This is a genomic window from Gilvibacter sp. (assembly GCF_965601605.1).
In the GTDB taxonomy this organism is placed as follows: Bacteria; Bacteroidota; Bacteroidia; order Flavobacteriales; family Flavobacteriaceae; genus Gilvibacter.
In genome coordinates this window covers 55,466-82,376 of the sequence record NZ_CBFCWJ010000043.1, presented here as the reverse complement: position 1 = coordinate 82,376, position 26,911 = coordinate 55,466, and the positions used below count along the sequence as shown (strand labels likewise).

The following is a 26,911-nucleotide window of genomic DNA, read 5'->3' as shown; positions in this document are numbered from 1 at the left end:
AAAGCGCCTTATTTTTTTCTACTGAATATTTGGGTAATTCGCTTCCATAGCGATCGGCGTTCTGGTCCTTCATGATAGCCATTGCCATAGGCACCATAACCATATCCATAGCCGTAACCATAGCCATAACCATAGCCGTAACCGTAGCCGTAACCTCGGCGCTGTTTGAAGTAGTTCAACACAAAACTGATGTTGGATACCTCTCCGTTTTTATACTTCTCATTAATAAAGGACAGCATGCCTTTTTGTGTATAATTTTGACGAACCACGTAAATGTTTGCGTCGGAATACTTGACCAACTGAATCGCATCGGTAACCAGGCCTAGTGGTGGCGAGTCCAAAATTATATAATCGTACTCCTGTTTTAATCGCTCCATAAGCTCATCCATCTGCTCGTTCATAAGCAATTCGGATGGATTTGGAGGAACCGGACCTGAGGTGATTACCTGCAGGTTTGGAATCGAAGTATTCTGAACGATCTCCTCCAGACTAGCGTCTTTGATCAAATAATTGACAACTCCAATATCGTTTTGAATATCAAAATCACCAAAGATCTTAGGCTTACGCAAGTCCAAACCAAGAAGAATCGTCTTTTTATTACTCAGTGCAAACACAGAAGCGATATTAATGGAGCAGAACGTCTTTCCTTCTCCACTAATGGAACTCGTGATTAAAACGGTCTTGGCTCCACTTACTCCTTGTTTCTTGTACATGAATTGCAAGCTGGATCGCACCGCTCTAAAACTTTCTGCAATTGCAGACTTTGGGCGCTCCAACACTGCGAGATTTCCACTCACAGAGCTCTTTCCGATAACCCCTAAAACAGGTATGGCCGAAAGTCGTTTTATATCTTGCCCATGCTGGATCTTATTGTTCAGCAAGAAGCGGACAAATACAAACAGGAACGGCACAAAGAAACCGAGAATCCCCGCCAAGACATAGTTCAAACTCGTGTTTGGACCTATTTGTCCTCCACCTGTGTCCTTGGCTGCATCAATCATCAAGACATCACTGATGTTCGCCGCTTTGACCAAATTGGCTTCGCTGCGCTTCGCCAAAAACAGATTGTATGTTCCTAGGGTGAGGTTATATTTCCGCTCAATTTTGAGTAATTCCTGTTGCTCTTTAGGCAATTTTCGGATCGCAGATTCATTCTGAACGATCTTACTTCTGATGTCATCAACATCGCGATTCACGCGGTCTTTACTGCTCTCAATATTTTCCAGCAATACAGTCTTCACCGCATCGATATCTCGGTCTAACTCAAGAAAGGCCGGTGCGCCTTCTTGCATGGAGTACTGGTAACGGCTTCGTTTTTCAGCCAAAGAGATAATTCGAGCTACACCACTGCTGATTGCACCTTCTTCTATCCCAACGACAGACGGCGCAGGAACATCGATATAATTAGTCCGCGTAAGTAAATAATCTTCTAAGCGTTTGAAATACTTGAGCTGTTGCTCTAGTTTTTCAATTTCCAGATCATAGGCCCTTAGCTTTCGAGAAATTTCTGAACCTTCCTCGTTTAAGTTATAGATCCCTTTGGATTCTTTAAAGGTGTTGAGCTCGCTCTCCACAAAATTTAGAGAGTCTGATTGTTGATCCAGGCTTTCGTTTATAAAATCGATGGTCTTGGTGGCGAACAGATTTTTTCGGTCCAACAAATTATCCTCAAGAATTTGGGCAGAGGTATTTAAATAATCTACCAAACGCGCTTTGTTGTTTCCGTTCAAACGCATGACCAATACGGAAGACCCGTCAGATTCACTGAAGACGCTGATCTTTCGGTATCGATTGATCACTTGATAGTAACGTGAAAAACTGATGTAATAAGGTTTATTGAGCTTACCTCTGTACTTTTTGTATTCAAAAACTCCATTTAAAAATGGAAGCTTGACGGTGTCTCCAAAAAAGAAGTCTTCCTTATATGACAACTCTTTGGGCGTCCATCTTCTCGAATTCTTTTTACCGTAATGAGACAGACGATAATCCAAAGGCTCAAATTGAGCCTCAACCGTAAAAGTGGCTGTATCCTTCACCGTTATAGTGATAGGTACATTCATCACCTGGTAGCGCGAAGTATCTGCTATGAACTGAAAGGGCACTAATTTGTAAGCATCCGTACGCTGGTATTTCCCGTCTTGCAGGTAATTCGTATAAAACTGTAAACTGTCTACCACCGCCTCGTTATGAGTGCGGGATCGCAGCATAATCAAAGCTGTATTGACCTTATCTGTAGTTCCGCCCCAATTGAAGGTCAAACTGGTATTGGTGGTAAAGAAAGGGTTTTGATCGTCCTTGATGGAGATCATATTGCTCATGGTATAAACTGGCAACTTTCTAAGATTGACCAAATAGGCCGCAGCAAATCCAATACCCCACGCAATTAAGAACAAGGGCCAATGCTTCAACAAGGAGAGTAATAAACCCTTAAAGTCAAAGTTGTATTCAACGTCTTCTATCTCGAATTCTTTACTCATACTACAAACGTGTTGCCAAAAGAATTATAGAAGTGAGTCCCGTAATTACCGTAAGTATGGTCGTGAATGAGGACAAACCTGTTGTTCCCGTACCAATAGATTTCTGTGGTAACGGATTGACCAGGATCAGATCATTAGGTTGAATGTAATAGTACGGAGAATTCACCGCGTCAATGGTGGTGAGATCTATATGATGAACTTTTTGTCCCTGCGGATATTGCCGTACAATAATCACATCGGTTCGATCACCAGTGATACGAATGTCTCCATTGGTGGCGATGGCTTCCATAATACTCACCTGCTCTCTGTAGATTACGCTCGAGCCCGGTCTACCGATCTCTCCGTTGATCACATAACGTATCCCAGCGAGCTTAACGGTAACAAAGATGTTTGCGTCTTCCTTAAAATAATCTGAGAGCAACCGCTTTTCAATGGTCTCTCGAATCTCCTCCACCGTATACCCCAAAACGTTAACCTCGCCTAAAGTCGGCACGCGAATATTTCCGTGTTGATCCACGGTAAATCCATCATAGTACAAACGTTGTTCTCCAGTAGCATTCAAGTTGCTCTCCCCCACAGGGTTGAACATGGCAACCAATTCTTGATCCAAGGCTTTGATTCTGATACTCAACATATCGTTCACCTGAACGCGATACGGCGGCATCACTTTTCTCAAAGCGATCAAGGAATCATTGCTGGCTGCAAGGTCTTCCTGCAGATAGGAAATTCTTTTAGTGGGAATACACGAAGAAAAAGAAAGAAGGACAGCCACTAGGGCATATAAAACGGCGTACTTCATTAAGTGTTTAACTGGTTTAGTTAGCGGCAGTATTTTCATTTTCTACAAAACGGAAAATTGAAAAAAGTAGTGCCTCTTCAGCAAATATAACTTAACCAACCTAATAATAAAAAGAAATCCCAGCGATGCTTTATTTTCTGATTATTTTTGGGCAAAGTTTAGCGCTTGAATTACGTATCTGTAGAACATATTGCCAAGGCCTATGGGGAACGCGTGCTGTTTGACGACATTTCCTTTGGAATCAATCAAGGACAGAAGATCGGTTTTGTAGCCAAGAACGGTACCGGCAAAACGGCCATCCTGAATATTTTAGCCAAAACAGAAGCTCCTGACAGCGGACAGGTAGTCTTTAGAAAGGAGCTCAATATCGCTTATCTGCCTCAGGAGCCCAGCCTCAGAGATGATCTCACGGTAAAAGAAACCATCTATCACACCGACTCGCCCACCCTACAAATTATTGACAACTATCATTTGGCCTTAAAAAACCCAGAAGACAGCGAAGCGCTTCAAAAAGCCTTTGACGCTATGGAAGCTGCTCAGGCTTGGGATTTTGAGAACAGAATTGAAACGGTGCTCTCTAAATTTCAATTGACCAATTTAGATCAAAAAGTTTCTAATCTCTCCGGAGGGCAAAAGAAGCGTTTGGCTTTAGCACATGCCTTGATCAACATTCCAGATCTGCTGATCTTGGACGAACCCACCAACCATTTGGATCTTCAAATGATCGAATGGCTTGAGGGCTTTTTTACGCGAGAAAAGGTGAGCCTTTTCATGGTGACGCACGACCGTTATTTTCTAGATCGGGTTTGCAATGAGATTGTAGAATTAGACAACGGACAATGGTTTTCGTATAAAGGTAACTACGCCTATTATCTGGACAAGCGCCAAGCCCGAATGGAGCAATTTGAGGTAGAAACTGACAAGGCGGTACAACTCTACAAAAAGGAATTGGAATGGATGCGCAGACAACCCAAAGCGCGCACCACTAAGAGCAAGTCACGCATTGATGACTTTCACGAAATAAAAGCTCGCGCTCACCAAAGACGCAAGCAACACGAGCTGCAATTGGAACTCAATATGGAGCGCTTGGGGACAAAAATTGCCGAGTTTCACAAGGTCAGCAAAGCCTTTGGAGACAAGGTGATCACTCAAAATTTTGAGTATCGTTTTCAACGCGGAGAGCGGGTTGGGATCATCGGGAATAACGGTAGCGGAAAATCCAGTTTCTTAAATATGCTCACGGGAGTGAGTCAGCCAGATGGCGGAAAGATCATCATTGGAGAGACCGTCAAGTTCGGGTACTATTCACAGGCCGGAATTGAAGTTAAGCCAGGACAAAAAGTGATCGATGTGATTCGTGAGTTTGGAGATTATATTCCGCTTAAAAAAGGACGTCAACTCTCTGCCGGACAGTTGTTGGAGCGTTTTTTATTCGACCGTAAAAAGCAATACGACTATGTTGAAAAGCTCAGCGGTGGAGAACGCAAGCGTCTCTATCTGTGTACGGTATTGATTGGCAATCCGAATTTCTTGATTCTGGATGAACCGACCAATGACCTGGACATTGTCACTTTAAACGTCTTAGAGAGCTTTCTTTTGGATTATCCCGGATGTTTGATCGTAGTTTCTCACGACCGCTATTTTATGGATAAGGTGGTGGATCACCTTTTGGTGTTTAGGGGCGATGGGCTTATTGAAGATTTCCCGGGGAACTACAGCGACTTTAGAGCTTATGAGGACAGCAGCGATCCGGTTGCAAAAAGTCCGAAGAAAGAAAAAACAGACTGGAAAGATCCCAAAGCCAAGGCCAAACTCAGCTATAACGAACAAAAAGAGTACAAGGCCTTAGAACGCGATATTGCCAAATTAGAACGAGAAAAAGACGCCTTGGAAGCTGAATTTGCGACGGCAGACTGGGATGCCGAAAAGATCAATGAAGAGTCCTTAAAACTTCAAGAACTCATCAATTCTTTGGAACAGAAAACCGAGCGTTGGTTTGAACTTTCCATGAAGTTGGAAGAATAGCATGTATGAGTTTTTCAAATACCTCCAGTTTTTATGGCGTTCTAAAAACGAGCATGCCGTGCACTCTCCTTTTGTGTTTAAGCTGATTACCCAAGGAGTTAAAACTCGAATTCCATTGGAGTTAAGACAATTACTACCCAAACACTACAAATATCTAATTGGGCAAAAGCTCAAAATAAAGGTGGAGGATTTTGGAGCCGGGTCTCGTGTTTTTAAAAATGAAGAGCGTGGGATCGATCAGATTGCCAAAGTTGCTGGGATGTCACAAAAGACACAAGAACTTATGGCCAGTGTAACGGCTTACTTCAAACCGCAAAACATGCTGGAACTGGGAACCTCTTTGGGTAAAGGAACCGTAGCCATGCACATTGGGCATCCAGAAGGAAATATCACTACGGTAGAACGCTGTCCCAACACCTTAGCTGAAGCCATTAAAGGATTTGAGCGGTTTGGATTTAAAAACATCACCGCCGTGAACGCCTTATTCACTGACTTTCTCAATGAAGACGATCGAGTTTGGGATCTGATCTATTTGGACGGTGGCCATACCAAAGACTTCACTCTATTTACCTTTCAGCAGTTACTGCCCAAGCTCCACAACGATAGTCTACTCATTCTGGATGACATTTATTGGTCTAAAGAAATGACCGAAGCTTGGGAACAGATCAAAGCCCACCCTATGGTCACGGTGACCATAGATTCCTTTGATTGGGGTTGGGTGTTTTTTCGCAAAGAACAGACCAAACAACATTTTGTGTTAAGATTGTAACAATGCCCGCCTGTCTACGTCTTATGTGCGTAGAATGAAGTATCTTGCATACTATAAACCATCGGTGTTTTTATGAGTACAGTAATTAAGATCCGCGGTATTAAAAGGGATTTCCCGCTAGGACAAGAAGTCGTAAAGGTTTTAAAAGGAATCGATCTGGATATCAACCAGGGCGAGTACGTAGCTTTGATGGGACCATCGGGTTCCGGAAAATCTACTTTGATGAACCTTTTAGGCTGTCTGGATACCCCTACCGACGGCTCGTATATACTCAATGGACAAGACGTTAGTAACCTAACCGATGACGAACTGGCCGACATCCGCAACAAGGAGATCGGGTTTGTATTCCAAACCTTTAACCTCTTACCGCGAACAACAGCTTTAGAAAATGTGGCCTTGCCCATGATCTATGCTGGGGCTTCCAAAGGAGCGCGTTCCAAACGTGCCGAGGAAGTTTTGACCGATGTAGGCCTGGCCGATCGTATGGACCACAAGCCAAACCAACTTTCCGGAGGTCAACGCCAAAGGGTAGCTGTTGGGCGCGCCTTGGTCAACAAGCCTTCTATCATTCTCGCAGATGAGCCAACCGGAAACCTGGATTCTAAAACTTCTTTAGAGATCATGAATCTCTTTGATGAGATCCACGCCAGCGGTAATACGGTGATTCTGGTAACTCACGAAGAAGATATCGCGGCCCACGCGCATCGGGTGATTCGTCTTAAAGATGGTATGATCGAATCAGACACCCGAACCAAATAATTCCGTGGAGGCCTATCTTGAAAATCCTTATTTTGTAGTTGGCGGTCTTTTACTGCTGTTGGTGCTTATTCTTTTCTGGAATCAGCGCAACGCTAATATCACACGGAGTAGAAAAAGCCGATCGTTCCGCAATCGGTACTATGCAAAAAGAAAGGATCATGAAGATATACACCAAGACCGGAGATAAAGGGACCACTGCCCTATTTGGAGGAACACGCGTTCCCAAACACCATATAAGAATAGAAAGCTACGGCACCGTAGATGAACTCAATTCGCACATTGGGCTTATCCGTGATCAAGCTATAGAGACGCATCACAAAAAGTTCCTTGAGGTGCTTCAGAACAAACTGTTTACTGTTGGAGCTATTCTAGCGACAGACCCTGAAAAGGCGCTTCTAAAAAGTGGTAAAGAACGCTTGAACATCCCTAAGATCAATACCGAAGATATTGAGGCCTTAGAGCAAGAAATGGACCGTATGAATGAACTGTTGCCGCCTATGACGCACTTTGTTTTGCCCGGAGGACATCAAACGGTGTCATTCTGTCACATAGCCCGCTGTGTTTGCCGTCGTAGCGAGCGTTTAGCCGCCCAATTAAACGACTATGAGGCCGTGGATCCGGCGGTGTTGCAATACCTAAACCGACTTTCTGACTACCTTTTTGTGTTGGCACGGATGTTGACCAAAGAATTGCAAGCCGAGGAAATCAAGTGGATTCCGGAGAAGTATTAAATCGACTCCAAAATTCATCCTCAGCGAAGGAAAAATATTAATCGTTTTTAACCAACTGAATATCAGTCTTTTACATTGATATTCTTACGTTCTTTTTATTCACAGACAAATAATTTAGATTTTACTTGACTTTTTGATCTAAAAAATTATTTTTGCAAAAATTAAATGCAACAAGTGCTATGTACTGGACTTTAGAGCTAGCGTCATATTTGAGCGACGCACCCTGGCCTGCTACCAAAGATGAGTTGATCGATTACGCAATTCGCACGGGAGCCCCTCTTGAAGTTGTTGAGAATCTTCAAGCCATTGAGGATGAAGGTGACTCTTACGATTCTATCGAAGAGATCTGGCCGGATTATCCCACGGACGAAGATTACCTTTGGAACGAGGATGAATATTAATCCACTATAAATAAAAAAGTCTCGCAGGAGGCTTTTTTTTTGCGTACTATTGAACTGCTGTTCGGGGAAAAACCAAACGGATGAATTCCCTTGATTTACAGTTATTTGCATTTTTCAGTCTGAATAAAAAGAAGCCTGAGTTATACCGCTAAAAAAGAAACACACAAGACATGGGTCTTTTAGATAACGTATTAAAAGTATTTGTTGGCGACAAAGCCAAGAAAGATCTGGGCGAAATTCAACCGCTCGTAAACAAGATCAAAGCCAAAGAATCCGAGATGGCTCAACTCAGTTTGGATCAACTTCGCGGCAAATCTGATGCCTTTAGAGCACAATTGCGCGATGCCCAAGCAGAGACCAAAGCACAATTAGAAGCACTTTCCAAAGAAGCTGAAGACGTAAGCGATATCCAACGCAAGGAAGATATCTATGCAGAGATCGATCAGCTTAAAGACAGTCTTTATGAAATTGAAACGCAGGTATTGGATGAGATCCTGCCGGAGGCTTTTGCTGTGATCAAAGAAACAGCCAAGCGCTTTGCTGAGAACAGCAGCTTAGAAGTTACTGCCTCTGCTTTTGACCGCGAGCTTTCTGGAACCAAAGCTTATGTAACCTTAGACGGTGACAAGGCCGTTTGGGCCAACTCTTGGGATGCTGCGGGAAAAGAGGTGACCTGGGATATGATTCACTACGATGTACAGTTGGTGGGTGGTATTGCCCTGCACCAAGGAAAGGTTGCTGAAATGCAGACGGGTGAAGGTAAGACCCTTGTGGCTACCTTACCAGTTTACCTCAACGCACTTGCCGGGAACGGAGTGCACTTGGTGACTGTAAACGATTACCTGGCCAAGCGTGATAGCGCGTGGATGGCTCCTATTTTTGAATTCCACGGATTGAGTGTGGATTGTATTGATTACCACCGCCCAAACTCAGCCGAGCGTCGTGCGGCTTACAATGCAGACATCACTTACGGAACCAACAACGAGTTTGGTTTTGATTATCTGCGCGATAATATGTCTCATGCGCCTGGAGATCTGGTACAACGTCCGCATCATTATGCGATTGTGGATGAGGTGGATTCGGTTTTGATCGATGACGCCCGTACACCGTTGATCATCTCTGGACCGGTTCCACAGGGAGATCGTCATGAATTCAACGAACTCAAACCAAAGATCCAAGACATTGTAAACGTACAGCGCAAACTGCTTACGGGAGTTTTAGCCGAGGCTAAAAAGTTGATCGCCGCTGGTGACACCAAAGAAGGTGGATTACAACTCTTACGCGTTTACCGAGGACTTCCAAAGAATAAAGCTTTGATCAAATACCTATCTGAGGAAGGGATCAAGCAGTTGCTACAGAAGACGGAGAACTTCTATATGCAGGATAACAATCGCGAAATGCCTAAGGTAGATGCCGAGCTTTATTTTGTGATTGAAGAAAAGAACAATCAGATCGAACTTACCGACAAAGGAGTTGAATTCCTTTCTGGAAAAGACGATCCAAACTTTTTTGTGATGCCAGAAATGGGAACCGAGATCGCCAAGATCGAGGCCCAAGAGCTTTCCAAAGAAGAAGAGGCGGAACTCAAGGAAGACCTCTTTAGAGACTTCTCTGTAAAGAGTGAGCGTATTCACACTTTGAATCAGCTTTTAAAAGCATACACACTTTTTGAAAAGGACACCCAATACGTGGTGATGGACAACAAAGTGATGATCGTAGATGAGCAAACGGGGCGTATCATGGATGGCCGTCGATACAGCGACGGACTGCACCAAGCAATAGAAGCCAAGGAGAACGTAAAGATCGAAGCGGCTACCCAAACCTTTGCTACCATTACGCTACAAAACTACTTTAGAATGTATCGCAAGCTATCGGGAATGACCGGTACGGCGATCACAGAAGCAGGAGAACTTTGGGAGATCTACGAATTGGACGTGATGGAAATTCCAACCAACCGCCCAATTGCCCGTGACGATCGCGAAGACAAGATTTATAAAACTAAGCGTGAGAAATACAACGCGGTGATCGATGAAGTTACCGAACTCTCTGCCGCTGGAAGACCGGTACTTATCGGTACGACTTCTGTAGAGATCTCAGAACTTTTGAGCCGTATGTTGGGCATCCGCAATGTGGAGCACAACGTATTGAACGCAAAACTCCACAAAAAAGAAGCCGACATTGTTGCAGAAGCAGGTAAACCTGGACAGGTGACCATTGCAACCAACATGGCCGGTCGTGGTACAGATATTAAGCTTACTGAGCAGATCAAAGATGCCGGTGGTTTAGCGATCATCGGTACAGAACGTCACGATTCCAGACGTGTGGACCGCCAGCTACGCGGACGTGCTGGACGTCAAGGAGATCCGGGAAGTTCGCAATTCTATGTGTCTTTGGAAGACAATTTGATGCGTCTGTTTGGTAGCGAGCGAATCGCTAAAATGATGGACCGTTTAGGACTTAAGGAAGGAGAAGTGATCCAACACTCCATGATCTCTAAGTCTATTGAGCGTGCTCAGAAAAAGGTAGAAGAGAATAACTTTGGAGTTCGTAAGCGTCTTTTGGAATACGATGATGTAATGAACGCCCAGCGTGAGGTAGTTTATAAACGTCGTTACCACGCCTTGTTTGGAGAGCGTTTACGCGTTGATATCGCCAATATGATCTACGATACCGTGGAAAGTATTGTTGGAGCCAACAAACCGGTCAAAGACTTTAAAAACTTTGAATTTGAATTGATCCGCTACTTCTCGATGAGCTCTCCAGTGAGTGAGGAGGAATTTGACGCGGGTAATGAGAACGATATCATCGGAACCGTTTACACTGCAGCTTATGCACACTATCAAGATAAGATGGAACGCGCTGCGGCTCAGGCCTTCCCGGTGATCAAAAACGTTTACGAGAACCAAGGCGATAAATACAAGCGCATCTTGGTACCATTTACCGACGGTGTAAAGACCTTGAATGTAGCTACAGACTTGCAGCAGGCCTATGAGACTGAAGGAAAACGATTGGTTCAAGACTTTGAAAAGAACATCACTTTGGCCATTATTGACGACAGCTGGAAAACCCACCTGCGCAAAATGGACGAGTTGAAGCAATCCGTACAATTGGCTGTACACGAGCAAAAAGATCCGTTATTGATCTATAAGTTTGAAGCCTTTGAGCTCTTTAAAGAGATGATCGATAAGGTGAACAAAGAAGTACTTTCATTCTTGTATAAAGGAGAATTGCCTCAAGAGAATCAAAACATTCAAGAGGCACGTCAAGTGAAGTCTAACGACAAACTCACTACCCAAAAAGACGAGATCCCGAACATGGATGAGCGCGCTGCACAAGCTCGTGCTGCTGGAAACACACAAGGACAGCAACAGCAAGTAACAGAAACCATCACCAGAGAGCGTCCAAAGATCGGGCGTAACGAAAAGGTGACCATCAAACACGTGATGAGCGGTGAATCCAAAACCGTGAAGTACAAGCAAGCCATTCCTTTATTAGACAAAGGAGAATGGGTACTGACCGAGGATTAATCCCATCCGCAGTAAAAATGAAAACCGCCTTTTATTCGAGGCGGTTTTTTTATGCTTAATTTTAAAGTCAGACGCAACCCTTGTACTAAGTGACAGTCTTATAGTAAAACTTAAACCCTTCGTTATGAAATCAAAGCTTTTTGGATTGATGATGCTTGCAGCTGTAGCTTTTAGCTGTTCCTCTGACGACGGCAGTCAAGCCGAAGACACCATCAACCTTTTTGTCAACCACTTTAAGACCACCTCACTCACTTCATTGAATCTGGTATTGTTGATTCAAGAAGAAGACCGTATCGGAACCGATCAATACATTGAAGCTGCTTTTATTGAAGGTTTCGACTTTGAACCTGGATTCACTTACGAACTCACTGTAAATCGCATTGCGGTGCGCAATCCTGGAACGGAATTCATCAATACGCGCTATGAACTGATCAGTGTTGACAGCAAGAAAGAAGTACCTTTAGAGACTACGTTCACTGTACCACTCACGCGTATTTACCCTTCTTCCTTCTATTATAATTGGATTCGTGGAAATACAACTCTTGGCTTTACTATAGACGGGCAAATTCCAATTGATTGTTCAGGTTTATGTGGCCCATTAGATGCTGTAGGTAATGCTGCGGAGGAAGTTCGCGGCGTATTCCGCCATGGTGACGATGGCGTTTATGTCCTGGAGCAACTCTTCTAAGCTTTTTTAGAATCCAAAAGACGTTTGAGAAAGGGCAACTGTACTAAGAACAGCCCTAAGAAACCAATGGCATAAAGCGTGGTTGATGACATCTGGATTCCGCTTAAATACTCACTCAGGTTAAACGACGTCAATTCAGGCAGATTATTTAAGTAGAAGCGTTCTATCGGTAACCAAAAGATGCCGATGAGAAAGAGTACAAAACCACCGAAGATCAGCGCCCATCCTTTACGGCTGATCAAAGGCTTATAGGCCAATGAATACGTGTTCAGCGCAGTGATCTGATCCATTATTGCCATATAGGTATCCTCCGGAGCTGGATCTAAACCGGCTTCGTTCATATACTTTCTGGTCAATGCGTCTTTTGGATCTTTAAAGGGTTCCATAACTCTGTTGTATTTCCGGGAAGTTACTCTGCTGCAGTAAACTCAGCAGACGTTTACGTCCACGATGCAATTTAACTTTAATATTGTCTGCGGTCAAATCGGTGATGGCTTCAATCTCTTTGACCGACATTTCTTCGTAATAATAAAAAGTGATCAAGGCAGAGCTTACCGGATCTAAAGCCGCTATGGCTTGTTTGATCGCCTCGGATCGCTCTTGGGCCATCATGCGTTTTAGACCATGCGTTTCCACATCCTGATCCGCATCCGAGATCTGTTCTAAACCTTCATAAGCCACATAGCGTTTGTTCTTTTTTAGCCGATCTAAGGTCTTCCTATAAGCTATGGTATATAACCATGAAGAAAACTTGGATTCGCCTCTAAAGCTTTTTAAAGAACTGTACGCCTTAACAAAAGTGTCTTGGGTGATCTCTTGCGCCTCTTCCCTGTGCTGTACCATTCGATTAACCACCGTAAAGACATAGTCTTGGTAGCGCCTTACCAATTCCCCAAAAGCTTGAGGGTCTCCAGCAAGGGTTTGCTCGATATGGTGTTGGTCAGTGGTCTTGATCATTTTAAGGTAAGACGCCTCAAATTATAAATCGGTTACAAAAAGGTCCGAAAAAAAATAATTGAAAGTTTTTGTAACCGAACTGAAAAAGGGGTCGTCCTAATAGCAAATGATCAGATCATCTAAATTGAATCAAAACAAAAAACGAACATAATCTATACAACTATGGGATCAGAAGTAATTATAATTCCAATCATTTTCGGAGTCTTATTTGGCCTTTATTATCTATACATCAGCGCGAGAAACAAAGAACGTCTTGCCTTAATTGAAAAAGGCGCAGACGCCTCCATCTTCTTTAGCAACAAAAGAGGTAGTCACAACATTTTGAAGATCTTGATCTTGAATATTGCACTCTTATTAATGGGTATTGGCGCCGGGATCTTCTTTGGAGGTTTATTCCGAGATGTCATGGGAATGAGCGACGGAATCGCAATGCCTGGAACCATTTTCTTTATGGCCGGTGCAGGACTCTTAAGCGGGTTCTTTATGACCAAAAGGTTAGTAACCAAGGACTAATTCACATTCCTTGTTTTTAGTTGGTTGATCCGAAGGTTAGCAACGGATCAAAAACCGATAGCTGCTCAAGTGGCTGTCGGTTTTTTTGTGTTTTAAATTCAGGTAGATTCACCCGTTGACCTCAACGGAATGGTTTTGTAGCTTTTACCTAGTAAAACAATTAACTATGTCTGAAGAAGAAAACAAAGTCACTATAGAAGGCAGAACGCTCTACTGTCCAGACGGAGGTCCCGTAGCCTTGACCTGCTCAGAAACAGAAGCAGAAGACTACCAATGGTATCAGCGCATTTATGGAGAAAAGGACAGGCATCCCATACCTGGCGCAAATGAAGCACAACTGATCATTCCCCTAAACTTAGCGCGTGGAAATTATTACTCGGTTCATTTTAACAACGACCATCAACAAATATGGAGTGAGGAAGTTCAGGTAGACGAACTGACCTTTGCGGGATTGGTGGTAGAAACTTCTGGAGTTTACACCCACGACGGTGCCAGCATAATCATTAAAAACGATGGATACGTAGATCTGAGTTTGATGTTGCCCTACACCACTAACATAACCTGGTATAAAGACGAAAAGCCCATCAAGGGCCAAAATGACATCACATTACGAGTGACAGAAAGCGGAAGTTTTACGGTGCGCGCCTCACCTGAAGAATGCTCTAATTACCTGCAGTATCTGGGTACTGCCGTTATAGTCAGAAAACTGTAAAAAGCCTTAGCTCATAAAAATGAATTAAGGCTTAGTGTACTTTTATATTGCTATAGGCAGCTGTGATATTGATGAGTCTGTTGGAGTTTGAGTTGATATGATAGCCCTTCAACATAGAATTGCCGTTCATCTCATTAGAAGTCGCTTCCATGCCTGATGGCAGATCAATGCTGGACTTTCTTCCGTTAAAGAATAGATCCAAAGCCACTTGTGGCAAGAATATATTGGCATCTGTATTGTCCAAATTTAAAGCTACAGACTCAAAATCAGATCCGAAGTTATTGATCACTAAGGCTCCGTAAGACCCATTAAGCATGGCGTCTTTACTCAATACACCAAAGGTCACATTACTGGAATTGGCTTCCATAGTAATATTGTCTGCCTGATTGATCACACAGGTATCTACATAGTCAGCTCCCAAAGCGCCGTTCTTCCAATGCTTGACATAGATTGGCGCATAAGATACGTTGATGGAGGTTTCCCCTCCATCAACAGTATTAGCTACAAAAGTGCTGTAGTTCAGATTGGCTTTGATGTTGTTTACCGCACCCAACTTCACTTCTCCGTGACGTACGTTTAGGTCCAGTTTAGCATCTTTAGGCATCTTGATCTTGATCACACGACGCGCTCCTTTAAAGTCTACATCGTCTCCGTTAAGGATATATACCTTTCCGCCGTTCTGCTTTTCAAGCTCTTCAATTTCGGCTTCAAATTCTTCGGCCCATTTTTCCATGTCTTTTCCAAAGGCTTCTCCCCACTTTTCCATGTCTTCACCAAAACCTTCGGCCCATTTTTCCATGTTCTCGGCAAATTTCTCACCGAACTCTTCGCCCCAGTCTTCAAACTCTTTGGCCCATTTCTCACCAAATTCTTCACCCCAGGCTTCCCACTTTTCAGCGTACTCCTCGCCCCAAGCTTCCATTTTGATCTCAAAATCATCTCCAAAGCGCTCTTCCAATTCGGCTTCCCACTTCTTCATATAACCTTCCTTGTCGGCTTCATAGGCGTCGTAATCAAACTCAAGCCCTTCCAGTCCCTCTAGGAAATCTGGTGGTAATGGATTGGTTGACATATTAGCCATCATTGGTCCTAAAACATCCTGTAACATAGGCCCTAATTTCTCTAGGCCTTCTCCCAATCCTTCTAAATTGATCTCTAGATTTTCTAGCTCTTTAAGTGCTTCTAAAGATTCTAAGGCCTCCAAAGATTCTAGTGCGTCTCCATTCCAATCAATGGAGAAGTTCGTTCCACTGGTGATCACAATATTGTCGGCATTTCCACTTACGCTAAAGTCCCAAGCGTCTAAAAGCTCTTGCTTTTCTTCTGCAGTAAGATCGTCTCCGATCAACTCCGCAGTAACTTCTACCTTTCCTCTATTCCAGGTTTCAAAAACAAAGTCCACATAGGAACTGTTTACCTGAATACTAACATCCTTTTCAGTGTCAAAGGTCTTTTGCTCTTTAACCTGTCCAAAAAGTGCGGCTGTGCTCAAAAAGAGCAGCCCAAATATCCAATTAGACTTGATTGTTGTTCTCATTATTTGCTGATTTAAGTTCTCGTAATTTGTTTTTTAGTTTGAGTAGCAATTCCAAACGCAATTTCAAATTATCGATCAGAGCGTTCACGGTCAGGTCATTAGGACCTACATTGACCAATTCCGCATTCAGTCTCTTGTATTCTTTATCTAAGGTCGACAGGCGTCTCATATAGCCGTCGATCAATTCTTGATTCTCTGGGTTGACCTCTAATGAGGCAATTCCCATGGTGATGCTTCTGGTGTAATAGTCCTCCAGTTTTTTAAACTCCGGAGAGAAATCACTTAAGCCTTTGGTCGTTTCTTGATTGTCTTGGTTATCTGCAGGAACGGTTTCTTCTACAGCCATTTGCTCTTGGGGTTCCCCACTGCTGTTGGTCATTAAAATATATCCGATCCCTAAAAGCAAGATCCCTATGGCGGCTACTTTGAGCCACAAGAACATCGGCTTCTTCTTCTCAGGGAGACGCTCGTCCAACAAGCGGGCGAACTTGTCCTGATGGTCAGCCGAGAGTTGCGCTTGTTCGTTTTCGGCATCTCGCTGCAGTAAATCTCTAATATCCTGTGCCATGGTCTAAATGCTTTAGTTGTTTTTTAATCTGACTTTTTCCTCGGAACAAACTCGTTCGGGAAGCCGCCTCACTAATGTTCATGATCGATGCGATCTCGCTGTGGTCATAACCCTCTAAATAAAAGAGCTGGGTGACCAAGCGATACTTTTCAGGAAGCTGTGCAATTGCTTGCTTAACTTCTTGAACTGTAGCGTGATCGGGAACCGTATGGTCCTGGTCATCCACCACGCTCATCACTTCTTCATTGATACCTGTCCAAACTGCCTTCTGTGCTTTGATGGCGTCTAAACAAGTATTGATCACAATTCGCTTGAGCCAGGCTCCAAAGGTGACGTCCCCTTTGAACTGTGCCAATTTTTGAAAGGCCTTGATAAAACCTTCCTGCATGGCATCCTCGGCTAAAGCCGTGTCTTTCATATACCTTTTTGCGATGATCAACATGCCCTCACAGTATTTGTTGTATACCGCCATTTGGGCTTTTCTATCGTTTTGCTTGCATCGCTCTATAAGTAGCAGATCGGACACTTGATGGTTTTTTTGGATTGCTATTCGGTCTAAAGACGAGACAATTTTCTCAGCGTTTCAAAAAATTTAAAAAAAGTTTGATCGCGGTGCATAAAATTGCTTCCCTGTAAATTTACTACCTTTATTCTTTTGAGCAGAAAGACGAGAATTTATGGGGAAATCCAAAGGAATTTTAATGCGAATCTTGGGCGGTGTACTGCTTCTGATCGCATTGTTTTATTTTGTCATTGGACCAATTATGCGGTCTCAAACCAAGAAATACAGCCCGGAGCAGACCATCACTTTTAACCAAGGCAACCTGCATGTAGATGTATTCTATTGCAGCCCCGCCAAAAAAGGTAGAGAGATCTTTGGCAGCTTGGTACCTTACGGCGAGGTTTGGCGCACGGGCGCTAATGAGGCCACAACATTTGAGGCCGACGAAGACATTCGGATCAACGGTCAAACCTTGCCTGCTGGCAAATACAGTCTTTGGACCATTCCCAATGAAGATAAGTGGACCATCATCTTCAACTCCAAAATGTACGGTTGGGGTGTGAAATTTTTAAATGCCAAGGCTTCGCGAAATCCCAACTACGATGTTTTGGTCACCGAGGTTCCCATTTCCAAAAGCATCACCGCCATGGAACAATTCACTATAAATTTTTCAGAAAATGGGCCAAATTCTTTGGTCATGATCCTGGCTTGGGATGATGTGGTAGTTCCTGTTAAAATGAGTCATTAGATCCTATGAGCGCCAAAAAAAAACTCGACTCTGCCTTGAGCGAGACCCCGGGAATCGAGCGCCCGGAGAGTCTGAGCCAAGCCTCGGCGCAATCCATAAAAAAACATCGCCTTAAAAAGCAGACCCAAGAGCAACTGCTCCAAGGTATACTCAGCGGGCAAACTGCAGCGCTTTCCAAAGGGATCACCCTAATTGAGTCCAAAGCCAAAAAACATCAAGAGCAGGCGCAAAAATTGATCATGACTTGCTTGCCACATACAGTAAAAAGCATTCGAATAGGCATCACTGGTGTTCCTGGTGTGGGCAAGAGTACATTTATTGAACAGTTTGGACAACTGTTGCTCGCCCAAGGTCACAAGGTTGCCGTCTTGGCGGTTGATCCTTCCAGCAGTATTAGTCACGGAAGCATTCTGGGAGACAAAACACGAATGGAATCCTTGGTAAAAGCAGACAACGCCTTTATTAGACCTTCAGCTTCTGGGGATTCTTTAGGCGGAGTTGCTCGTAAAACTCGGGAAGCCATTGTGCTGTGTGAAGCCGCCGGTTATGATGTGATCCTTATTGAAACTGTGGGTGTAGGGCAAAGTGAGACAGCAGTTCATTCCATGACTGATTTCTTTTTACTGCTGAAATTGGCGGGAGCCGGAGACGAACTTCAAGGCATCAAACGCGGAATCATTGAAATGGCAGATGCCATTGTGATCAATAAGGCCGATGGAGAAAATGAAAAGGCCGCGCGCTTGGCTAAAGCGGAATTCAATCGGGCTTTACACCTTTACCCAGAAAAAGAGAACGGCTGGACTCCAAAGACGCTAACCTGCAGCGCAATTGAGAACAAGGGAATAGATGCTATTTATGAGTTGATCCAAGGCTTTACCAGACAAACTCAAGACAGTGGTGCTTTTGAGCATAACAGACAGCAGCAGGAACACTACTGGTTTAAAGAGACCATTAGTAATACCGTGCTCGATGATTTCTACAACAGACCAGAGATCATTAAGGAGATCAAAGCTCAAAAATCGCTTTTGGATGCGCAAAAGACTACCCCTTTTGAGGCCGCCTTCGCTGTTCTGAATAAACTCAAGTAAGGGAATCCTAAAGCCTAGGCCCCAAATTCAAAACCGAAATAATTTATTTCTTCTCGGTAGTTCTCGTAGACAAAATCCTTGGCAGATTCACTGTAGTGTTTCACGTAAGAGTCGTGATTTTTCACCAGCAATTTGGGTAGCTCAGTATCTTCAATACCCAAGCGCTTCCCGACAATATCAAAATCAGCTTGTAGGTTTTCAAATCGGCCGATGAAATCCATATTTACCTCCCCGCTCAGATCGATGATGTGATTGTATTGGGAGAATTTTTGATGATTCATATGATTTTCCAAAAAGCATTCAAAAGACAGTTCGCTATCTGTTATTCCGTATTTGGTGCGCATCCGCGAGTCGCGCATGATGTTTCGATACCAAGAAAATACCTGCGCCCATGTGTTTCTCACAAAAGTGAATTTGTAAAAGCTGTTGAACTCCGCAGCGGTCAATTCCGGAGCAATTGATTGGCCCATATAATGCACAAACCGACGAGGTTTACCACGTTTAAGACTGTAAAGCCCCAGTTTTAAAAAGTAATTGCGCTGCGTGAGCCTTTGGATCTCAGACAAGGACCGATGGTCTTGCACATCGTTCTCCAATTCGTTGAACAGACCTAGTTTCTGAGAAATACTCGTTCCCCCAGTTTTAAAGTTGTGGATGAAGATGAATTTTCGCTCTTTAGATACCACCGGAAATTTTTTTAACCCAAGCCACTTGCTTTTCCAAACCAGCTCTTAGCGTGGTTTGTGGGTTATAATTCAGCAAGAGTTTCGCCTTTTCAATATTGGCCTTGGTCCGGGATTGATCTCCGGGACGTGCCGGACGCATATCCATAGGGATACGCATGCCTAAAAGTTCTTCCACGGTTGTTATACCTTCTGCGGTGGTGCTCTCCGTCTCTGTTCCGAGATTGATTACTTCTCCGCTGCAAGATGTTTCTCTGCCCATCACAGCCACGATACCGTCTACAATATCATCTACGTAAGTAAAACTGCGCAAATGTTGCTGACTGCCTTCAAATAAAGGAAAAGAAGTGCCCTCCAATCCGCAGAGGATCAATTTGGTATAAAGCTTATCGGGACGCTCTCTAGGCCCATAAACCGAATACAACCTTAAGGAGCAGCCCTGCAACAGACCATCTCGCTCATAGGCCAACACCAATTGCTCCGCAGCCAATTTGGTCACTCCGTAATACGAAGCTGGTTTTGGAGCTTCTGCTTCTGGATAGGTTGCTACCAAACCATAAATGGAAGAAGTCGCAATATTCACAAAGAATTTAAAGTTGGGACAATGCTGGGTGTATTGGAGCAACCGTTGGGTTGCAATGATATTATTGGTCAGGTAGTCGTCAAAAGTACTTTTTTGAGAGATACCAGGCTGTGCCGCAAAATGAAAGATATACTCAATATCAGTAGGTAGTTTAGTCTCTAAATTCCCATCTCTCAAGTCAACAGATTGCACCACAATTCCCTTTTCAGCCAGCTCCTTAGCATTGCGCTCCTTGAGACTCACATCGTAATATGGTGAGAAATTATCTACGGCAACCACCTCATGGCTTAAAGCCTGGAGACGCTCCGCAGTATGGGATCCTATAAATCCGGCAGCACCGGTTACTAATACTTTCATTCGACCCAAAAATAACAAGAATAAACAGACCGCTGCCAAACCAATTTCAATTCTTTAAAAAAGAATACTTTTGTAGCAAACTAACAAAGATGTCTTACGCCCTTACTGTCGTAATCCCTGTATATAATGAAGAAGACAATTTGGCTCGAGTTGAGGCAGAAATGACCGCCTTCTTTAAAGTGGCTAAAAGGCCCACTCGCGCTTTATTTGTCAACGATGGTTCCAAGGACAGTTCGCAACAAATGATCGAGGATATCTGCTCGAGAAACGAGGCATTCAGTTTTATCAATTTTGCAGAGAATAAAGGCCTAAGTGCTGCGATTAAGGCAGGCTTTGATCATACAGAAACTCCTTTGGTGGGATATATTGATTCTGATCTGCAAACAGCACCCGAAGACTTCAATCTTTTGTTTGATCATATTGATGATCACGAACTGGTCACTGGTGTAAGAGCGAATCGCAAAGACAAATTTGTAAAGCGCATGTCTTCAAAGATCGCCAACGGTATTCGCAGAGCCTTTACCAAGGACGGCATGGATGATACCGGTTGTCCGTTAAAGATCATCAAAACGGATTACGCAAAACGCATCCCCATGTTCAAAGGTTTGCACCGCTTTTTACCCGCAATGATCCTGCTTCAAGAAGGTCGGATCAAACAGATCCCGGTTCAGCATTTTCCAAGAATTGCGGGTACGGCCAAATACGGTTTATGGAACCGCCTTTTGGGTCCGCTAATGGATTGTTTTGCCTATTTGTGGATGAAGAAAAAGTACATCAACTACCGCATTGCCTCTAAAGGATGAGCGCCTGGCTGATCTATACCATAGGCTTTGTAGCCCAGATTTTATTTTCAGCGCGACTGCTGTTGCAGTGGTTCCTCTCTGAGAAGAACAAAAAGGTCATGACTCCATCGCTGTTTTGGAAAATCAGCCTTTTAGCGAGCTTTTTGTTATTTGTATACGGCTACCTGCGCGAGGATTTTGCCATCATGCTGGGGCAGTCTTTGACCTATTTCATTTACATCAGAAACCTACACCTGCAAGGCCATTGGCAAAAGGCACATTGGGCTTTTAGAACCTTTTTAATTGCCTTCCCCATTGGTATTGTGGCCTACGCTTACAACAACGGGAAATACGATATTGACCTCTTGTTAAACAATGAAGCTATTCCGCAATGGTTGTTGTGGTTAGGTATTGTCTCCCAAGTGCTTTTTACACTGCGTTTTGTCTATCAATGGTTGTATTCTGAAAAGAAAAAAGAGTCGCAATTGCCTATGGGCTTTTGGGTACTCAGTGTGACCGGAGCTTCCTTGATCTTGCTCTATGCCGTGTTTAGAAGAGATCCGGTTTTACTTTTTGGGCACGGAGCGGGTTTATTAGTTTATTTGCGCAACATCATCATTTTAAGAAAGCAAGATGCAGTGGCTTAAAGACAGACCCCTTACCCTACTGCTTTTGAGTTGTATCCCTTTATTTCTGATACATCTTGGAGAGTTGGCCGTAAACATCATGGAAGCGCGAAATTTCATTACTGCGCGAGAGATGTTGGTGGATGACAATTGGCTTTTGACCACCATTAACGGGGAGCCTCGTTATCAAAAACCACCACTACCCACTTGGCTCACGGCTTTTTCAGGTGCTGTCTTCGGCTTAAAAGTTTGGGCCTTGAGATTACCTGCTGTGCTCAGTGCGGTATTGCTGATGGTCTTTGGTTTTAAACTCCACGGCGAACTGCTCAGCAATCGCAGACAGCACTTTTGGGGGGCACTTGTACTGATCACCTCTTTCTATATCATTTTTGCGGGACGCAACGGGCAATGGGACATTTTTACCCACGCCTTTATGATGGTAGCAATCTATGCCATTCATAAATTATTCAGTCAAACGAAAAAATTACTGTTTTACGGCTTGCTAGCTGGGCTGGCCTTAGCTGCCTCATGGATGAGTAAAGGGCCGGTATCTTTGTATGCGCTTTTGCTCCCTTTCCTAATCGCCTACGGCATTGTTTATAAATATCGCTGGCACAAAGGGCTTGTTCTGCCTTTGCTGCTTATGCTTGTAGTGGCGATAGTTGGTTCTGGCTGGTGGTTTTGGTATACCTATACCTATGATGGTGAAACACTTCGCGCCATAACCGAGCGCGAGGCCAACAATTGGACCAGTTATAACGTACGTCCGTTTTACTATTATTGGAGCTTCTTTACCCAAAGCGGCTTGTGGACCCTGCCTGCCTTTGTAGCCTTGTTGTATCCCTATTTAAAAAAGCGTGTCAGTGACCCAAAAGGATATTTATTCAGTTTGCTTTGGACGCTGTTGAGCGTGGTACTGCTCTCTATCATCCCAGAAAAGAAGTCACGCTATTTGCTGCCTGTATTGATCCCAATGGCATGGAACACCTCTTTCTATTTGGAATACCTCATTGAAAAATTCAAGGAATTGACCGATTGGAAAGAAAAAGTAGGGCCTTATCTGCACTTTGGTATTTTAGGTACGGTTGGTCTATTGTTTCCTTTAGGAGGATACTATCTGCTCCAAGATCACCTCAATGGTTATTGGGTTTGGTTTGTACTGCTCAGTTTGAGTTTAGTGGTGATTGGCTTTTTTATCTGGCGCAGTTTGATCAGAAAGCAGATTCAAAAGGCTTTAGTCTTTTCTGTAGCCTTAGTTATGGCGGTTATTTGCTTCGGATTGCCTTTAGCAGAGACCTTGAGTTACAATCCAAAATACCAAGCTTTGTCTTCATTGCATCAGTTGGAAGAGCAAGAAGAGCTTCCTGTTTTTGAGTACGACTTTTTTACTCCGGAGCTGATCTGGGACTACCAAGGGATTATACCAGTGATCAAAAATCAAGGTGAATTCTTTTGGCCTGAGCAAGATGCCTTTGGAGTTTTAGTCGCCGAGGATCACTTGGAAGAGTTTCTAGAGGATTTTAAAGACTTCAATTACGCTCCTGCTGGATTTTACGATATGAATCCACAGGCCAAAGGAGAAAGCGGATACAAGACGCGTTTAGCGCGAATGCTATTTAAAGTCTCTAAGCGGAAGTAGCAAAACGCTTTTGCAAATAGCGCTCGAGCTTATAAAAACTCAATCCTGCCAGCGCTCCTACAATCATTCCGGTAAAGATATCAAGCGGATAATGCACGCCTACATAAACGCGGCTGTAGCTGACCAAAAAGGCCCAAAACAGCATTAAAAACGGCAAATACTTATAACGACTGCGCAAGATTAGACTAATGAAAACAGCGCCTGCCATGGTGCTGGTAGCATGTCCAGAAAAGAAACTGAACTTCCCACAACGCGGAGCCACATAACGGATGATGCCTTCTAAACTGGCTTCTTGACATGGCCTTGGACGCTCAAAAAAGTCTTTGGCCAAGTTGGTGAGTTGATCAGTAAAGGTGATCATTAAGGCTGTGGTCACAACGACTACAGCGGTAAACTTCCATCCGAAGTTCTTATAAACCAAATACAACAGTATGGCATAGATAGGAATGGAGGCGAACTTATTGGTGATCACGAGCCACAAATTGTCCCAGGTAGTAGATCCCAAACTGTTCAGGTAAATGAACAGTTCACTGTCATATTGGAGTAATTGATCAATCATTTTGCTCGTATCGGGCGATCTCACGATCGTAAAATTCCGTAGCTGCAGCGATCATATTCTGAGTCTCTGTCTCTACTTCTTTTTGGTCGTGCTGATCAAATTCTTCCAGCCATTCGATCTCATCTTTGCTCAGATCGATCACAAAACGTGGGAATTCTGTATGAATCACAAAAATATTATCCGGATGATCGGTATTGTCTCCTAGTAAGAATTTTGGAAGTTCCATGACGGTTGAATTATGGGCAAAAATACTAATTATCTTCAGAGTCCAACGCTTGCTGCTCTTTTTGAACTATAAGGCGCTTGCTCAGCTGATTGAATCGCAGGTACAAAAGCACACCACTCACAGTCAACCCAGCCAGTAATCCAATCCAAATCCCGGCGCTTTTATAGGCGGTGTGCAGTCCCAAATAATAAGAGATCGGAAAGCCAACTACCCAATAAGCAACAAAAGTGATCAGTGTGGGAATCTTTACGTCTTGCATCCCTCTTAAAGCGCCTAACACAACCACTTGTACTCCGTCAGAGATCTGGAATACGGCCGCGACCAATAAAAGTCTTGCTGCAATTTGAACCACTTCAAAGTTGTCTGCGAAGTTTTGAGCATCGTCAAAATCAACATAAAGTTTAGGCAAAACTTGATGAAGACTAAAGAACAGAATCGCAAATCCACAAGCCAAAATGATCGCTAGCAAAAAGATAGAATTGGCAATTCTTCGCAGTTCCCGATAGCGCTGTAAGCCCTGTTGATTCCCCACTCGTATCATTGCCGCTACACTGAGTCCCATAGCCACCATAAAGGTCATGGAGGATAAGTTCAACGCAATTTGATTTGCTGCTTGTGGGTTCTTTCCTAATATTCCTGACATCCAGATGGCAGCCGTAAATATGGCTACCTCAAAGAACATTTGCAAGGCAGATGGAAAGCCGAGATTTAAAATACGTTTGATCATCGCGCTTTCTAAAACAAAGAGTTTGATCTTCAACACATAATCCCTTGATTTGAGATTGCGCTTCATCAAAAGCCACAAATACCCAACCATAATCAATCGCGAGGCAAGTGTACCAATGGCTGCTCCAACAATTCCCATTTGCGGAAATCCGAACTTTCCAAAGATCAAAAAGTAGTTCAAAATGATGTTGATCACATTGGCCAAAAGCGTAGCATACATAGGCGCCCGCGTCATGGATAAACCATCACTACACTGCTTAAAGGCTTGAAAAATGATTAAGGGGATCAAAGAAAAAGCGACAAGGTCCAAATAAGGTTCAGCCAAAACCACAACCTCTTCCGGTTGATCCATGAAGTACAACATAGGTTTGGACATATAAACCCCTAAAAAGAGCGTAATACCCAATACAGTACAGAGGAACAAACCGTGTTTAAAGGCCGCTTTACCAGCAGTGAAATTACCTTCAGCATCAGCGGCAGCTACCAATGGCGTTATGGCCGTAGAAAAACCAATACCCAATGACATGGCAATGAACATAAAACTATTTCCTAGCGAAACAGCTGCAAGTTCCGCAGTGCCCAACTGCCCCACCATGATATTGTCCACAAAACTGACAAAAGTATGCCCGAGCATGCCCAAGATCACCGGGGCGGCTAAGGTCCAATTGTATTTAAATTCTTTGGTGTATTGCGCTAGATTCATCAGGGATGGTTGGCTTGCAGTATTGACCTGCTGCAACGGTCTATCAAAATTAAAATTTAATATCTTTAAACAAAGACTCGCAGCATGAAAGTAAACGCCAATACTATAGAAGAATATTTCCAAGCCATTCCTGAAGAGCGACAACCTTATATGAAAAAGTTGCATCAAACCATTGTGGACAACCTGCCTGATGGTTTCCAAGTGGGGATGAGTTACGGCATGGTGGGCTATGTAGTTCCACACAGTTTATATCCCGCGGGTTATCATTGCGACCCCAAGCTCCCGCTTCCATTTATAAGCATTGCTTCACAAAAAAACTTTATCGCCCTATATCATATGGGAATCTATGCCAATCCTGAGCTTTTACAATGGTTTCAAGAAGAATATCCGAAGCACGTAAAGACCAAGCTAGACATGGGTAAAAGCTGTATTCGATTTAAAAAACCAGAGGTCATTCCTTATGACCTGATTGGAGAGTTGTGTAGGCAGATGGACCCCCAAAAATGGATAGATATCTATGAATCAGTGATCAAGTAGTAAGAAATTCCTTATATTCGCACCAACATATTTGCAATCCAGATTTTAAAAACTACTTATACCCCCCAGTATAACCATGAAAAAACCGCAAATTCTGGCTTGTGTTGCGGTACTCTTTTTTGGAGTACAACACGCCAAAGCCCAAGTGGGTATCGGAACCACTACGCCGACTGCCCAACTGACTATTGATGCAGGGTCGAGCGGAATAGCTCCCCTTGAACTGACCAACACTACTACGGCACCTACGCACAACTTAAGCGGAGGACAAATTGCCGTGATCAACAACGAGCTTTATTTCTACGAACCAGACAGAAGCCATTGGTTAAGTGTGACCACAATTCCAGTTGCTTTTGTGAGAAACGGAAGCGTAAGCAATCAAAACCTCTACTTTTCTGGAAGAATTACAAACCAGAGCTCAGGTGCTGTTATGCCTAAAAATGGGACGATAATCGCTATCTCCGGGATTTCTTCAGGTGGAAACGGTGAAAAGCGTTTTCAGCTTCGCGTGCGCAACGATGGTTCTGATCAAAGTGTGACCGATGTAAGCTTAGATGACAACGTGCTCAACGATGATGAAGTTAATATTGATTTCTCTGCAGGAGATAACATTACTATGCGCGCTCGTGACGATGGAAACGGAGATGTTAATAATCCATCCATCATCCTTTGGATCAAGTGGCGCGAATAAG

The 26,911-nt window shown here is 43.6% G+C and carries 28 protein-coding genes; 16 read left to right on the top strand and 12 right to left on the bottom strand.

The window, feature by feature from the left end:
• Positions 1 to 8 precede the first annotated feature (8 nt).
• Both ACSLP7_RS12755 and ACSLP7_RS12750 read right to left on the bottom strand, forming a co-directional pair.
• A complete protein-coding gene (locus ACSLP7_RS12755) occupies positions 9 to 2,477 on the bottom strand; it encodes a polysaccharide biosynthesis tyrosine autokinase (RefSeq protein ID WP_435579651.1) in 2,469 nt (822 codons plus the stop codon).
• Position 2,478: 1 nt separating this feature from the next.
• Positions 2,479 to 3,276, bottom strand: a complete 798-nt coding sequence (locus ACSLP7_RS12750; protein ID WP_291186795.1) for a polysaccharide biosynthesis/export family protein — start codon at positions 3,274 to 3,276, stop codon at positions 2,479 to 2,481.
• A gap of 165 nt (positions 3,277 to 3,441) precedes the next feature.
• On the opposite strand from ACSLP7_RS12750, the gene ACSLP7_RS12745 reads away from it, so the two are divergent.
• The 7 genes from ACSLP7_RS12745 (at position 3,442) to ACSLP7_RS12715 (ending at position 12,176) form a co-directional block, all read left to right on the top strand.
• A complete protein-coding gene (locus ACSLP7_RS12745; RefSeq protein ID WP_435579650.1) occupies positions 3,442 to 5,301 on the top strand; it encodes an ABC-F family ATP-binding cassette domain-containing protein in 1,860 nt (619 codons plus the stop codon).
• Between the two features lies 1 nt (position 5,302).
• Positions 5,303 to 6,070 carry an O-methyltransferase gene (locus ACSLP7_RS12740; protein WP_435579649.1) on the top strand — a complete coding sequence of 256 codons (768 nt, stop codon included), beginning with the start codon at positions 5,303 to 5,305 and terminating at the stop codon, positions 6,068 to 6,070.
• 72 nt (positions 6,071 to 6,142) lie between these two features.
• The gene (locus tag ACSLP7_RS12735) at positions 6,143 to 6,829 is read left to right on the top strand and encodes an ABC transporter ATP-binding protein (RefSeq protein WP_272833537.1); all 687 of its coding nucleotides are present in this window, start codon (positions 6,143 to 6,145) and stop codon (positions 6,827 to 6,829) included.
• Between the two features lie 158 nt (positions 6,830 to 6,987).
• Positions 6,988 to 7,560 (top strand): cob(I)yrinic acid a,c-diamide adenosyltransferase, encoded by a 573-nt coding sequence (locus ACSLP7_RS12730; RefSeq protein WP_435579648.1) that lies wholly within the window; start codon positions 6,988 to 6,990, stop codon positions 7,558 to 7,560.
• A gap of 179 nt (positions 7,561 to 7,739) precedes the next feature.
• On the top strand, positions 7,740 to 7,961 hold the full coding sequence (locus ACSLP7_RS12725) for a DUF2795 domain-containing protein (protein ID WP_008272287.1): 222 nt from the start codon (positions 7,740 to 7,742) through the stop codon (positions 7,959 to 7,961).
• A 170-nt stretch (positions 7,962 to 8,131) separates the two neighbouring features.
• The gene (gene secA, locus ACSLP7_RS12720; protein ID WP_435579647.1) at positions 8,132 to 11,488 is read left to right on the top strand and encodes a preprotein translocase subunit SecA; all 3,357 of its coding nucleotides are present in this window, start codon (positions 8,132 to 8,134) and stop codon (positions 11,486 to 11,488) included.
• A 124-nt stretch (positions 11,489 to 11,612) separates the two neighbouring features.
• Entirely contained in the window at positions 11,613 to 12,176 is a 564-nt protein-coding gene (locus tag ACSLP7_RS12715) for a DUF4377 domain-containing protein (RefSeq protein ID WP_435579646.1), read from the top strand.
• Here the strand turns inward: ACSLP7_RS12715 and ACSLP7_RS12710 are convergent.
• Both ACSLP7_RS12710 and ACSLP7_RS12705 read right to left on the bottom strand, forming a co-directional pair.
• The gene (locus ACSLP7_RS12710; RefSeq protein WP_435579645.1) at positions 12,173 to 12,562 is read right to left on the bottom strand and encodes a hypothetical protein; all 390 of its coding nucleotides are present in this window, start codon (positions 12,560 to 12,562) and stop codon (positions 12,173 to 12,175) included. The genes ACSLP7_RS12715 and ACSLP7_RS12710 overlap by 4 nt on opposite strands.
• Entirely contained in the window at positions 12,549 to 13,133 is a 585-nt protein-coding gene (locus ACSLP7_RS12705; RefSeq protein WP_435579644.1) for an RNA polymerase sigma factor, read from the bottom strand. Before ACSLP7_RS12705 ends, ACSLP7_RS12710 begins: the two co-directional genes overlap by 14 nt.
• Positions 13,134 to 13,295: 162 nt before the next feature.
• Between ACSLP7_RS12705 and ACSLP7_RS12700 the strand changes: the two genes are divergently transcribed.
• Both ACSLP7_RS12700 and ACSLP7_RS12695 read left to right on the top strand, forming a co-directional pair.
• Positions 13,296 to 13,646 (top strand): DUF6249 domain-containing protein, encoded by a 351-nt coding sequence (locus ACSLP7_RS12700; RefSeq protein ID WP_435579643.1) that lies wholly within the window; start codon positions 13,296 to 13,298, stop codon positions 13,644 to 13,646.
• Positions 13,647 to 13,812: 166 nt separating this feature from the next.
• Entirely contained in the window at positions 13,813 to 14,358 is a 546-nt protein-coding gene (locus ACSLP7_RS12695) for a hypothetical protein (protein WP_435579642.1), read from the top strand.
• Positions 14,359 to 14,389: 31 nt separating this feature from the next.
• On the opposite strand, the gene ACSLP7_RS12690 is transcribed toward ACSLP7_RS12695, so the two are convergent.
• The 3 genes from ACSLP7_RS12690 to ACSLP7_RS12680 are packed head-to-tail and all read right to left on the bottom strand — an operon-like array spanning position 14,390 to position 16,989.
• Positions 14,390 to 15,895 (bottom strand): hypothetical protein, encoded by a 1,506-nt coding sequence (locus ACSLP7_RS12690; protein ID WP_435579641.1) that lies wholly within the window; start codon positions 15,893 to 15,895, stop codon positions 14,390 to 14,392.
• The gene (locus ACSLP7_RS12685) at positions 15,873 to 16,463 is read right to left on the bottom strand and encodes a hypothetical protein (RefSeq protein WP_291187756.1); all 591 of its coding nucleotides are present in this window, start codon (positions 16,461 to 16,463) and stop codon (positions 15,873 to 15,875) included. The genes ACSLP7_RS12690 and ACSLP7_RS12685 overlap by 23 nt, the downstream gene beginning before the upstream one ends.
• Positions 16,447 to 16,989 (bottom strand): RNA polymerase sigma factor, encoded by a 543-nt coding sequence (locus tag ACSLP7_RS12680; RefSeq protein ID WP_291187753.1) that lies wholly within the window; start codon positions 16,987 to 16,989, stop codon positions 16,447 to 16,449. The genes ACSLP7_RS12685 and ACSLP7_RS12680 overlap by 17 nt, the downstream gene beginning before the upstream one ends.
• 151 nt (positions 16,990 to 17,140) lie before the next feature.
• On the opposite strand from ACSLP7_RS12680, the gene ACSLP7_RS12675 reads away from it, so the two are divergent.
• Both ACSLP7_RS12675 and meaB read left to right on the top strand, forming a co-directional pair.
• On the top strand, positions 17,141 to 17,713 hold the full coding sequence (locus ACSLP7_RS12675) for a DUF2911 domain-containing protein (protein ID WP_435579640.1): 573 nt from the start codon (positions 17,141 to 17,143) through the stop codon (positions 17,711 to 17,713).
• A 5-nt stretch (positions 17,714 to 17,718) separates the two neighbouring features.
• A complete protein-coding gene (meaB, locus tag ACSLP7_RS12670; RefSeq protein ID WP_435579639.1) occupies positions 17,719 to 18,801 on the top strand; it encodes a methylmalonyl Co-A mutase-associated GTPase MeaB in 1,083 nt (360 codons plus the stop codon).
• A 14-nt stretch (positions 18,802 to 18,815) separates the two neighbouring features.
• Here the strand turns inward: meaB and ACSLP7_RS12665 are convergent, their stop codons facing one another.
• Entirely contained in the window at positions 18,816 to 19,487 is a 672-nt protein-coding gene (locus ACSLP7_RS12665) for a sulfotransferase family 2 domain-containing protein (protein ID WP_435579638.1), read from the bottom strand.
• On the bottom strand, positions 19,477 to 20,424 hold the full coding sequence (locus ACSLP7_RS12660; RefSeq protein WP_435579637.1) for an NAD-dependent epimerase/dehydratase family protein: 948 nt from the start codon (positions 20,422 to 20,424) through the stop codon (positions 19,477 to 19,479). The genes ACSLP7_RS12665 and ACSLP7_RS12660 overlap by 11 nt, the downstream gene beginning before the upstream one ends.
• Positions 20,425 to 20,513: 89 nt before the next feature.
• Between ACSLP7_RS12660 and ACSLP7_RS12655 the strand changes: the two genes are divergently transcribed.
• The 3 genes from ACSLP7_RS12655 to ACSLP7_RS12645 are packed head-to-tail and all read left to right on the top strand — an operon-like array spanning position 20,514 to position 23,471.
• The gene (locus ACSLP7_RS12655; RefSeq protein WP_435579636.1) at positions 20,514 to 21,227 is read left to right on the top strand and encodes a glycosyltransferase family 2 protein; all 714 of its coding nucleotides are present in this window, start codon (positions 20,514 to 20,516) and stop codon (positions 21,225 to 21,227) included.
• Positions 21,224 to 21,853 carry a lipid-A-disaccharide synthase N-terminal domain-containing protein gene (locus ACSLP7_RS12650; RefSeq protein ID WP_435579635.1) on the top strand — a complete coding sequence of 210 codons (630 nt, stop codon included), beginning with the start codon at positions 21,224 to 21,226 and terminating at the stop codon, positions 21,851 to 21,853. Before ACSLP7_RS12655 ends, ACSLP7_RS12650 begins: the two co-directional genes overlap by 4 nt.
• The gene (locus tag ACSLP7_RS12645) at positions 21,840 to 23,471 is read left to right on the top strand and encodes an ArnT family glycosyltransferase (protein ID WP_435579634.1); all 1,632 of its coding nucleotides are present in this window, start codon (positions 21,840 to 21,842) and stop codon (positions 23,469 to 23,471) included. The genes ACSLP7_RS12650 and ACSLP7_RS12645 overlap by 14 nt, the downstream gene beginning before the upstream one ends.
• Here the strand turns inward: ACSLP7_RS12645 and ACSLP7_RS12640 are convergent.
• The 3 genes from ACSLP7_RS12640 to ACSLP7_RS12630 are packed head-to-tail and all read right to left on the bottom strand — an operon-like array spanning position 23,458 to position 25,685.
• Positions 23,458 to 24,030 carry a phosphatase PAP2 family protein gene (locus ACSLP7_RS12640; RefSeq protein WP_435579633.1) on the bottom strand — a complete coding sequence of 191 codons (573 nt, stop codon included), beginning with the start codon at positions 24,028 to 24,030 and terminating at the stop codon, positions 23,458 to 23,460. The genes ACSLP7_RS12645 and ACSLP7_RS12640 overlap by 14 nt on opposite strands.
• Entirely contained in the window at positions 24,023 to 24,256 is a 234-nt protein-coding gene (locus tag ACSLP7_RS12635) for a hypothetical protein (RefSeq protein ID WP_272833555.1), read from the bottom strand. The genes ACSLP7_RS12640 and ACSLP7_RS12635 overlap by 8 nt, the downstream gene beginning before the upstream one ends.
• Before the next feature lie 25 nt (positions 24,257 to 24,281).
• Positions 24,282 to 25,685: an MATE family efflux transporter gene (locus ACSLP7_RS12630; protein ID WP_435579632.1), complete on the bottom strand. Its 1,404-nt coding sequence runs from the start codon at positions 25,683 to 25,685 to the stop codon at positions 24,282 to 24,284.
• Between the two features lie 84 nt (positions 25,686 to 25,769).
• Here ACSLP7_RS12630 and ACSLP7_RS12625 point away from each other — a divergent pair, with 84 nt between their 5' ends.
• Together ACSLP7_RS12625 and ACSLP7_RS12620 are read left to right on the top strand one after the other, a co-directional pair.
• The gene (locus ACSLP7_RS12625) at positions 25,770 to 26,222 is read left to right on the top strand and encodes an iron chaperone (RefSeq protein ID WP_435579631.1); all 453 of its coding nucleotides are present in this window, start codon (positions 25,770 to 25,772) and stop codon (positions 26,220 to 26,222) included.
• Positions 26,223 to 26,298: 76 nt separating this feature from the next.
• Positions 26,299 to 26,910, top strand: coding sequence for a hypothetical protein (locus tag ACSLP7_RS12620; protein ID WP_435579630.1), 612 nt, complete (start codon positions 26,299 to 26,301; stop codon positions 26,908 to 26,910).
• Position 26,911: the final 1 nt, after the last annotated feature.